Below are 9,495 nucleotides of genomic sequence, written 5' to 3' on the forward strand. Positions count from 1 at the left end.
TATCGCCCAAACTGGTTAAATTTTAACAGTGACAACTATCCTGCCAGAGGGGGAAGATAAGCAGGACATAGAGTATGAGCAACAACTGTAGTTATTGAAGAATTGATAGCGCGGAAGCCCCTTTCTAGGGATGATAAAGCGAAATTGCCTTCTAAGAAGGCGGATATTTTTTCAGTCTTGCATTGTAAAGGGGTCAAGGAAATGGGCATGGCTTAGACCATAAATATAATGAACCAAATGTTTGTCTGCCCATTAGGTTTTCGGGCAGACAATTAGCTTAATTTTTAAAAGAAGCCTAAAGGATTAACACTGTGGCTAACGATGATATTTTTGGTGTTCTGGTAGTGGTCTAGCATCATTTTGTGTGTTTCTCTACCAATCCCGGACTTTTTATAGCCGCCAAACGCAGCGTGAGCAGGGTAAGCATGGTAGCAGTTAACCCAAATTCGCCCAGCTTGTATATTTTTCGCCATATGTGAAATCAGATTGTTGTCACGTGTCCATACTCCAGCACCTAAGCCATACTCAGTATCGTTGGCGATTGCCAGAGCTTCTTCAGTGTCCTTAAATGTAGTAACAGCAACGACTGGGCCAAAAATCTCTTCTTGGAAAATACGCATATCGTTAGTTCCTTTGAAGAGGGTAGGCTCGACAAAGTAACCATTGTCTTCATTGCTGTTACCACCAATAAGTAATTCGGCACCTTCTTCATGACCAAGAGCTATGTATTTGCGAATTTTGTCAAATTGCTCTTGTGACACCTGTGAACCAACTTGTGTGTCGGTATCGAGTGGGTTTCCTTGTTGGATCGTTTTCATGCGAGTTTGCAAACGTGAAATGAAGCGATCGTAAATTGATTCATGAATCAAAACTCGAGAAGGACACGTGCAGACTTCACCTTGATTGAAAAAAGCTAACAAGACACCTTCGATACACTTATCAAGGTAACTGTCTTCGTGATCAAATATATCAGCCATAAAAATATTTGGAGATTTACCACCTAGCTCGACTGTTGACGGAATTAGGTTCTCAGCGGCACACTTCAGAATATGCTGTCCAACTTCTGTAGAGCCAGTAAAGGCTACTTTAGCAATCTTTTTATGTGTAGCAAGTGCTTGACCTGCTTCTGAACCATAGCCATTTACGACATTGATTACACCGGCAGGGACTAGATCTTCGATGAGCTCCATCAATACTAAGATTGATGCAGGAGTTTGTTCCGCTGGTTTTAATACTACGCAGCAGCCAGCAGCCAGCGCGGGTGCCAGCTTCCAAGCGGCCATTAAGAGTGGGAAGTTCCATGGGATAATTTGTCCTACAACACCAACAGGTTCTGGGAAGTGGTAGGTCATGGTTTGTGAATCTAGTTCCGCAGCGGAACCTTCTTGAGCTCTAATGCATCCAGCAAAATAGCGGAAATGGTCGACAACGAGTGGAATATCAGCGGCGAGAGTCTCGCGAATAGGTTTCCCATTGTCCCATGTTTCAGTAATAGCAAGCATCTCAAGGTTGTTCTCAATACGCTCAGCTATCTTTAATAATATGTTTGAACGCTCAGTGACTGATGTTGAAGCCCAGTCATTTTTCGCATTGTGCGCAAAATTAACTGCCAAATCGATGTCTTCTTGAGTCGAAGCTGGAATTTCACAAATTACAGAATGGTTGATTGGGGAGGTATTAGTAAAATATTTTCCATGTTTCGGTGCTACCCATGCCCCTCCTATGAAGTTTTGATACTGCGGCTTGAAATCGACAATCGAATTTTCAGTTCCTGGTTGTGCATATAACATTTTCAGTTCCTTTTTTTAGATTCTGTGCGTTATTATCCACCCGCACATGAAAAATAAAATAAGCAACTTCAACCATAGGTTAAGCTAGAATAAAAATAGCCATACTAAATCAATGGTTTATATATTAACCGTGAAACTAAAAGTCTTGAATGCTTAGGGTATATGTCTTTTTCTAATGAATTTCATTTTAATATGCTAGTTCTATCAATGTAAATAGATCGCTATCATTACCAATATAGTAACCAAATAGGACATATATATCTGATCTTATGGACGTAATAATGGTGTTATTTTTATAACTACATGATATTTGGTTGGTTTGTTTTGTTGGTGCAATTGGTTTCACTGTTTTATTTTAAACATATAACGTTAACATATGAGGAACAAGAACAATGAACTAGAGGAATGTAAAGTGTATCAAGAATTGAGCCAACTGTTAGATGACATTGGATATGCATTTGATAAGCATGAGCTGAAGATATGTACTATCAGAGCTCAAAAAAACAAAGTTATAAAAGCGATGATTGTAAAGGCAAAAGAACTAAATTTTGATATTTCGTCAAATCTATCGAAAAGTGTCTTGTCAGCGATAGTTAGTCAGGAAGACATTAACGAGCAACAAGCGATTGACGTTTTGACGAAGTATGTAATTAGCGACAATATAATTCAAAGAGAAATGAGAGAGAGCCTTTTCCTTGCTGCGATGAGGAAAAGCGAAGAGTTTCATATTGTTATGCTATTGAATGGAGAAGGGGTAAATCGTGTTATCTGAAGAAATGCTTTATGAAAGAACCAAAGAAGCGCTGCGATGCGCACGCTTGCTTGAGCTTGATACATCCCAACAATTTATTAGAACATGTTTGAGTGCTTGTGTGGCTGATAAGCGTATTCATATTAACAATATTGGTGAGGTATTAAGCCATTCAATTGCTTATCCGAGTAAATTATTAGCTGGTGCATATGAGTCCAGTGAGCTTCATCGGTCCATAACCCCTGTCTTAGAAAAACTCTCTCAATAGTATTTGTCTGAGTGGCAAAAATGTCACATCAAAAGTAGTTGCTTGGGCCTAATCTGGCAGTCATTATTTTTTAAGCGATGTTTGTCAGATTGAACCTAAGGCTGAACTTTTTACGGTTTACGAGCTAACAGTGTATCTAGTGAATGTTAGTTGCCACTTTTTATCCACATGATTACTCGCCCTGAATTTTATAATCAATACGCATTTGACTCACCAAGATCGTCATCGTTTATTTCTTGCAGGTAAATTAGTCGACTTTGTTTTTGTTTCGCTTTTCTTTCCCTTGTGGTTTGTCGTTGAACGCTTGCAGATACAAGCGTAGGCGGAGAGACATCAACTTTCTTAAAGTTGAATTGATGAAGGCTGTGGAGCTCAAAGCCGGAGAGATACCAGCTTTATTATTGGGTTAATCATTTCAATCTAAGTGAATAACTCCCTTTTTAGCTAAGGGCTTAGGTCCAGTTAGAATTAAGGTGCTTAAATCTCACAAGCCTGTGTCGCTTTGCGATATTCTGTGGGCGTCATGTCGTAAAATTTTTTAAACAGCGACCTAAAATGGTTTGTGTCACTGTAACCAACTTGCTGGGATATTTGTTCTATGTTTAAGCTGGTAGTGTCCAGCTTGTCTCTCGCTAATACCACTCTAATACGTTGTATGTAGTTCATTGGAGATTCGCCAGTTGCTGCTTTGAAGCGACGTTTCATTTGCCTTTCACTCAAAAAACTTTTCTCTGCACACATAGCGACAGATAGCCTGCTTGGGTCTTCATTGTGCATCCACTCTTGTAACCGATCAATCAAACTGTCGCTATGTTGATGGTATTGAGCAAAGCTCGTTAAACAAATTCGCTTAATTTTTGAAACATCACCTCCTAAGTACTGTTCACATTTAATTCTTTGGGCCGTGCCTAACAAAGCATCAATTAACAAAATTGTTGCAGCAAAGTATTCTTTAATGCTGGAGGTGCAAATATATCGGTCTTCATGAGTTATTTTCAAGTGTGGTTTGAATTTTACTTGGGGGAATTGATTTCGAAAATCTTCAGCATATACCCAATGTGTAGTTGCGCTTCGTTTGTTTAAAACCCCAAGCTCAGCCAGAAGAAATGTCCCCGTACATAAAGAGAGAACAAATTCACACTGCGTAATTTGTTTTTTTAGCCAATATTTAACCTCTTTGGGTAAGACATAAGACCCCTTATTTATGTCACCACAAGCACCTATTATTAAAATGTCGGTATGTTCGACGGATTCCCAATGCGTACTACTGTTAATTGTTAGCCCCCCTAAGAATTGAGTCGGCCCCCCTGTGACTGATACATAACTGACCAGTGGCGCTGGTAATCCTGCTTGCATTGAAGCAATTGTCAGCATTTCGATTGGTCCCGAAATTGCTGTGATTGGGCTTCCTTCTAACAAGAGTGCAGTAATCTTTAAAGGTTCTCTTTTTCTGATCATGAGTATTACGTTTCTCAAATATGTCCTATTTGCTAGTACTATGTCCATAAACCCTTAAGAACACTAATAAACAAATCCGAAATTTAAAGTACTCGTCATTAGATTGATTTTAAATGAATAAATTAAGTCATTGATATTTACATGTTTATCATCAACACGTTTAGTTATAACTAAATCTGTTGATGATTTAGATTGATTACTCTAATTAATCGGCCGTGATACACTGGACACTGCCGGTCAATAAACTGGAATAACAGAAAATATACTTATCTTGGTATAAGGTCTGGAAAAATTGTTCCGATGAATTCTCAATCAAGTGTGCTTCAGTGAAATCAAGTTCTGTTGAGGGAGTGTAGTTTGCGCTACGTAGCGCGTTGGTTGTCGAAAAGAGGTCTGCACCCCAGAAATAAACGGAGTAATAGATGTTGAGGGCTTTGTTTTCGCCTTCGGATAATAAGCTACAATGCGCATCGTGAACTCCTCCCCACAGATGATCTACGGTAATTACTTCTTTGAAGGAGTCGACTTCAAATTTTTTATATGTACGACCATGAGAAAATAACATGATGTTGTTTCGACCATCTAAGAATAGAGGATGATTAAGGGTATTTATCCATGAGATAAACGTAATGACGAGTATATTTGCCAAGACCAGAAAAATAATGGCTTTACCGACATTGTTCATTAATTTCCTCTCTTACTTGCTCGATTGAATAGTCTCGGGAAAAACTAAAATTCATTGTGTTGTGTTCATGTAAATTATTAGGTTGATAAACACACGATACATAGAGTTGCTCAGGGTTTTCAGAAATATAGAGCATACGTAAGTCACTTGAGTATCTCCCTTTGAGGTCATTGAAACGTTTATCTCCATTTTTAGTATCAGTAAAATAGTACGTTACGCCCAAATGTTCACGCTGGTTCCATTGAATACGATCTGTGGTGCTATTGTAATATATGATCCGCGTTAACCAAGTGAGACTAACTAAAAATAACAGTGAGAGAGTCAATAGAATGAATCTTTGAAGGTATTGTAGATGGGCCGATAGACTGGTCTTCTCATGGTCTTGAGGTTGGAGAGTGTCTGGGATTATTTCTGAACTAGGTGTTGATGAGTTGTTTTGTTCAAGAACTATTGGCACCTCAAGGCTTATTATGTTGCTTACCAGTAAATAACCATGCTTTGGGACTGTTTTTATAATATTTTGTTGTCGGCCATTGTCACCTAAAGCTATACGTAGGTGGGCTATAGACTGAGTTAAACTAGCTTGCGAGACGACTCGCCCTGGCCAAGCCACGTCGATTAGGGTACTTTTTAAAACGGTTTCGCCTTGATTTTGACATAAAAGCTCTAAAATTTTGCAATCTGTAGAGTGCAATTTTTTGCTCTCCCCATTACTTTGGTTAGTTAGCTGGCGCCTAAGGGTTGGATTAAATATCCACATGCTATGTTGTTTTCTTGTCATTGACGTCAATTTTTTCTTTATTTTCAGATATATTGACACATTGAACTGAGTTGTTCGACAGTTGGATGTAACAATATTGGTGGGAGGTTTCTAACAAAGTTTGAAAATTTTCTTCGCCGCCATCAAAGAGCGCATGTTGCTCTGGTAAATCAAAATATTCTGTTTCTGGAGTGTTAACCAGTTGATTTATATATTTTATGGAATAAATGGATTTCGGCCAAAAGGTAATAAGAAATTGTGTGTCCAGTTTTTTTCCATTGTCGAAATGGATAGAAGCCATTAATAGAAATCGGTTCCATAGATAAGGTTTTAAGTGATAGTCGATTTTTCTGTATTTCTTATCTCCCATTTGCTCACCGTAAGTCAGAACTGTTTTACTTATTTGGGTATTAACGTTTTGAGCAAAACTAGGAATAAACGATGCATTGAGAAAAATTTGAATAGGCAACAAGGCAAGTAAAAAGACAACGCTAAGCAAATAGTGTTTATTGGCATTTTTGTACAATATCATTGCTAATCCCCTCTATAGCGCGCTTAACATCAATGGAAAAGTTGATGCTTTGGCCGTAAGGTGATGATGCATTCTGGTGAATGCAACTTACATAAATCCTAGTTTTATTTGAAGCAATATAAAAATTCACATTGTTTAAAGTAGGGTGCCTAATCAGCTGTTCTAAGAGTTGTTGACTATGAAAATCGTTGTTCTTGATCGTAAAGGTGTTAGTTTGAGAGTTCAACCTTGACATGTTCAGTTTAGGTTCGCTTTGTGAAGGTATGAACAAAAACCAAAACAGTAAACAGTTCATGCTGACTAATAAAACTATTACGCCAGCTTGCCAAGAACATTTAAGCTTAAAAGCCACTACCTTATCAGGTCGCCTAGTCTCGGGTTGGGCTTGGTTAGTTAAAACTAGAGCTATTTTATTATAAGCGACAAAGTAACCGGCTTTAGGTACGGTTCGAATGATACATTGTGCTTCCACTGTATCATTCAAAGCTAAACGTAATGATGCAATGGCGTGTGTGATACTGGCATCTGAAACAAATTTCCCCGGCCAAATTTTTTTGTGAATTTCAGATTTAGTTACGACTCGATGGTTATTCGACAGTAAGAGCAATAATAACTGGCTTTCTGTTTTTGTTAGTCTCTTTTCTTCACCTGATATTTTATTTCGAAGTTGAGAGTGTTCATGAGGTCTAAAATCCCACATAGATAGCTGCATACCTATACTTGGTGTTGTTTTTAAATGAAATATTACAAACTTACCAAATTATTCAATAGACAACAACTAGTAAAATAGTATGAACTCGAGTTTATAATAAGAATTGATTATAGGCGTTGAGGGCAATTTTGCTTTGTTTTTTAACGAGAACTTTGAAAGGTATACTTAAATCAGCACAGTTACTTCCATTTATGTGTCTGGTTTCATTGAGATGCGTTGATGCCTTCCTCTTGTGAGTTCGTATGTATAATGATATCGACTCTACTTGACTAATCTATGGGATTGCATCGGTGTACTATTGGAGAGAGGCAGTTGTAACTAAGTTGATATTATTTAATGAAATGATGGAGTGCCATGTTGTATTTTGATTTTATTATATAATTTTCAATTAAAATTTCTTCTACTAATGCTTCTAATATAGATGATTCTTTTAGTTTAAGAGCACCTAATGATACCAGGATTAACAACCCTATAAATATATTTTGTTTTTTTATGGTTTTCATTATTGATTGTTATTTATATAATTGGAATTAGGTTAATATATAAGAGGCTAATGCCCCTTATATATTTCCGGAGTCTAGCGGTTTTCTAACGCAACTTTCACTGCTCGTTCTAAACTAGGGATAGTTGTAAGTTCAGGTACTCTTTGGGTATAAATGACTTGGTTATTCATACCCACTACAATAATACTTCGACTAAGTAAGCCTAACTGCTTAATTTGAGTTCCTGTATTGAGGCCAAACTTATGTTCCGAAGAGTCAGAAAGATATGTCGCTCCGTCAAGAGAATGCTCTCTAATGAACCGCTGTTGAGTAAAAGGAGTATCCGCACTGACTGCATAAAATTCAATGTCTTGAAGTTTGTGATGGTTGCTTTCTATGTATTGAGAAAGCTCAATAGCTTGTTGAACACAAACAGGTGTATCAACAGATGTCAATATGCTATAAATTTTGATCGATTTACTTTGCGCACTAGTATCATAGCTTTCTAAATCTGAAGTCAACATCTTAGCCGAAGGCAATAAATCGCCTACTTCTAATGGTGTACCAATCAGATCAAACTTTGTGGTGTTATCAAGTGTGACGACTTGTGTCTCTCCAAATCCAGCATCGTCTTCAGTAGTTTCAAACTTTGCGAAGGCGTTTATTGAATAAAGGGTGGCAGCAACAATAAGTAGTTTACGCATGATTATGATAAAACCGCTAGCGCAGATTCATAGTTTGGTTCAGTAGTAATTTCAGAAACCAATTCGCTATGTTTGACTATACCATCTTGACCGATAACGATAACAGCTCTCGCAGCTAATCCTTCAAGCGCACCTTCATTTAAGTTTACACCGTAGTTTTCAGTGAAGGATGACTCTCTGAAGAAAGAAGCGGTTGTTACATTATCAATGCCTTCTGCACCACAAAAACGATTCATAGCAAAGGGTAGATCAGCAGAAACACATAATACGATTGTATTGTTTAAATTAGCGGCTTTCTCGTTAAATGTACGAACGCTTGCAGCACAAACTGGGGTGTCAATGCTAGGGAAAATATTTAATAAGACATTTTTCCCTTTTAGGCTTTCTAAGGTTAGGCTATTTAATTCTTTGTCGCAGAGAGTAAAACTTGGTGCTACTTGATTAGGTTTAGGAAATAGACCTGAGATTGAAACGGGGTTACCTTGAAAAGTTATAGACATGTTAATACCTTTTTATTGTTTATTTTTTGGTTAGAAATTATTGAGCGGCGAGATAGTAATTTGATATTTATAAATAACAAATCCGATGTGTTGTATTCTATTTGTTATTATTTAAGATTCTAATAAATAAGATGTTAAGTCCTAAATGCCCATTGTTTTGGTCCGATTTGAATGGCTTGGTTGGTGTATAATTTAATTTTTTCTGTGGAGTTTCTGAAGAGTGTTCGTATTTAGGTGTGTTTTCGAAAATTAAATATTATTCATAGGGAAAGAACGTGATTTTTTACGTTGTTTTTTGATTCTTTAACGATGAGCGAGCTGTATTCAGGAATTAGTATTCATTCCTAAACAAAGAACCCCCAGTCATGCTGTTTTAGTTGGTCAACTTTCAAAGACAGCGTGACTTCTTACATTTACAATGAAATTAGACCATAGATTAAATTCATTATCATATTTTCTAACTATCCTATAACCACGATTTTGCAGTCACGCTCGCTAGTCCTATTGTATATAATTTTGAAAATAAAGACAAAACTGACAATCGAAACACAGGGGAATGAAAAAAACATTTGCATTTTTACTCGATATTTCGACTCAGACCTTAGCGAAGGCCTTCCTGCCAATGATTATGAATGGAAGGCTTTGTTGCGTAATTCATTGGAACTAAACCTAAAACCTACGATCTGATCAGCTACATTCACTCCCTCTCGTAGCCCTATGCCTAAACCTCGTTACAAAACAACCAACTGGAAGCAATACAACCAATCACTCATTAACCGCGGTTCTTTGACCTTTTGGATTGATGCGACTGGCCTTAAGGTTTATGGCGAAGGTGAATGGAAAGTCAAAAAAC

The 9,495-nt window shown here is 37.4% G+C and carries 10 protein-coding genes; 2 read left to right on the top strand and 8 right to left on the bottom strand.

All coding sequences use genetic code 11. From position 1 onward, the window contains the following. Window positions 1-284: 284 nt before the first annotated feature. The gene (locus AB6D80_RS23025) at window positions 285-1,790 is read right to left on the bottom strand and encodes an aldehyde dehydrogenase family protein (RefSeq protein WP_017098662.1); all 1,506 of its coding nucleotides are present in this window, start codon (window positions 1,788-1,790) and stop codon (window positions 285-287) included. A gap of 376 nt (window positions 1,791-2,166) precedes the next feature. Here AB6D80_RS23025 and AB6D80_RS23030 point away from each other — a divergent pair, with 376 nt between their 5' ends. Then, the gene (locus AB6D80_RS23030; RefSeq protein ID WP_017098661.1) at window positions 2,167-2,562 is read left to right on the top strand and encodes a hypothetical protein; all 396 of its coding nucleotides are present in this window, start codon (window positions 2,167-2,169) and stop codon (window positions 2,560-2,562) included. Next, window positions 2,552-2,809, top strand: a complete 258-nt coding sequence (locus tag AB6D80_RS23035; protein ID WP_017098660.1) for a hypothetical protein — start codon at window positions 2,552-2,554, stop codon at window positions 2,807-2,809. The genes AB6D80_RS23030 and AB6D80_RS23035 overlap by 11 nt, the downstream gene beginning before the upstream one ends. A 477-nt stretch (window positions 2,810-3,286) precedes the next feature. Here the strand turns inward: AB6D80_RS23035 and AB6D80_RS23040 are convergent, their stop codons facing one another. From AB6D80_RS23040 to tpx, 7 genes are all read right to left on the bottom strand, one after another. After that, entirely contained in the window at window positions 3,287-4,315 is a 1,029-nt protein-coding gene (locus tag AB6D80_RS23040) for a GlxA family transcriptional regulator (protein ID WP_017101131.1), read from the bottom strand. Between the two features lie 157 nt (window positions 4,316-4,472). Next, a complete protein-coding gene (locus AB6D80_RS23045; RefSeq protein ID WP_017098658.1) occupies window positions 4,473-4,952 on the bottom strand; it encodes a hypothetical protein in 480 nt (159 codons plus the stop codon). After that, a complete protein-coding gene (locus tag AB6D80_RS23050; RefSeq protein ID WP_017098657.1) occupies window positions 4,936-5,733 on the bottom strand; it encodes a winged helix-turn-helix domain-containing protein in 798 nt (265 codons plus the stop codon). Before AB6D80_RS23050 ends, AB6D80_RS23045 begins: the two co-directional genes overlap by 17 nt. Continuing rightward, complete coding sequence (locus AB6D80_RS23055; RefSeq protein ID WP_017098656.1) at window positions 5,714-6,244, bottom strand: hypothetical protein; 531 nt, start codon at window positions 6,242-6,244, stop codon at window positions 5,714-5,716. The genes AB6D80_RS23050 and AB6D80_RS23055 overlap by 20 nt, the downstream gene beginning before the upstream one ends. Beyond that, window positions 6,219-6,944, bottom strand: coding sequence for a helix-turn-helix domain-containing protein (locus AB6D80_RS23060; protein ID WP_017098655.1), 726 nt, complete (start codon window positions 6,942-6,944; stop codon window positions 6,219-6,221). The genes AB6D80_RS23055 and AB6D80_RS23060 overlap by 26 nt, the downstream gene beginning before the upstream one ends. 589 nt (window positions 6,945-7,533) lie before the next feature. Next, window positions 7,534-8,142, bottom strand: coding sequence for a redoxin family protein (locus AB6D80_RS23065; RefSeq protein ID WP_017098654.1), 609 nt, complete (start codon window positions 8,140-8,142; stop codon window positions 7,534-7,536). A 2-nt stretch (window positions 8,143-8,144) separates the two neighbouring features. Then, a complete protein-coding gene (tpx, locus tag AB6D80_RS23070; RefSeq protein ID WP_017100137.1) occupies window positions 8,145-8,642 on the bottom strand; it encodes a thiol peroxidase in 498 nt (165 codons plus the stop codon). Window positions 8,643-9,495: the final 853 nt, after the last annotated feature.

It is taken from the genome of Vibrio sp. 10N.247.310.17 (assembly GCF_041466605.1).
Lineage (GTDB): Bacteria > Pseudomonadota > Gammaproteobacteria > Enterobacterales > Vibrionaceae > Vibrio > Vibrio tasmaniensis_A.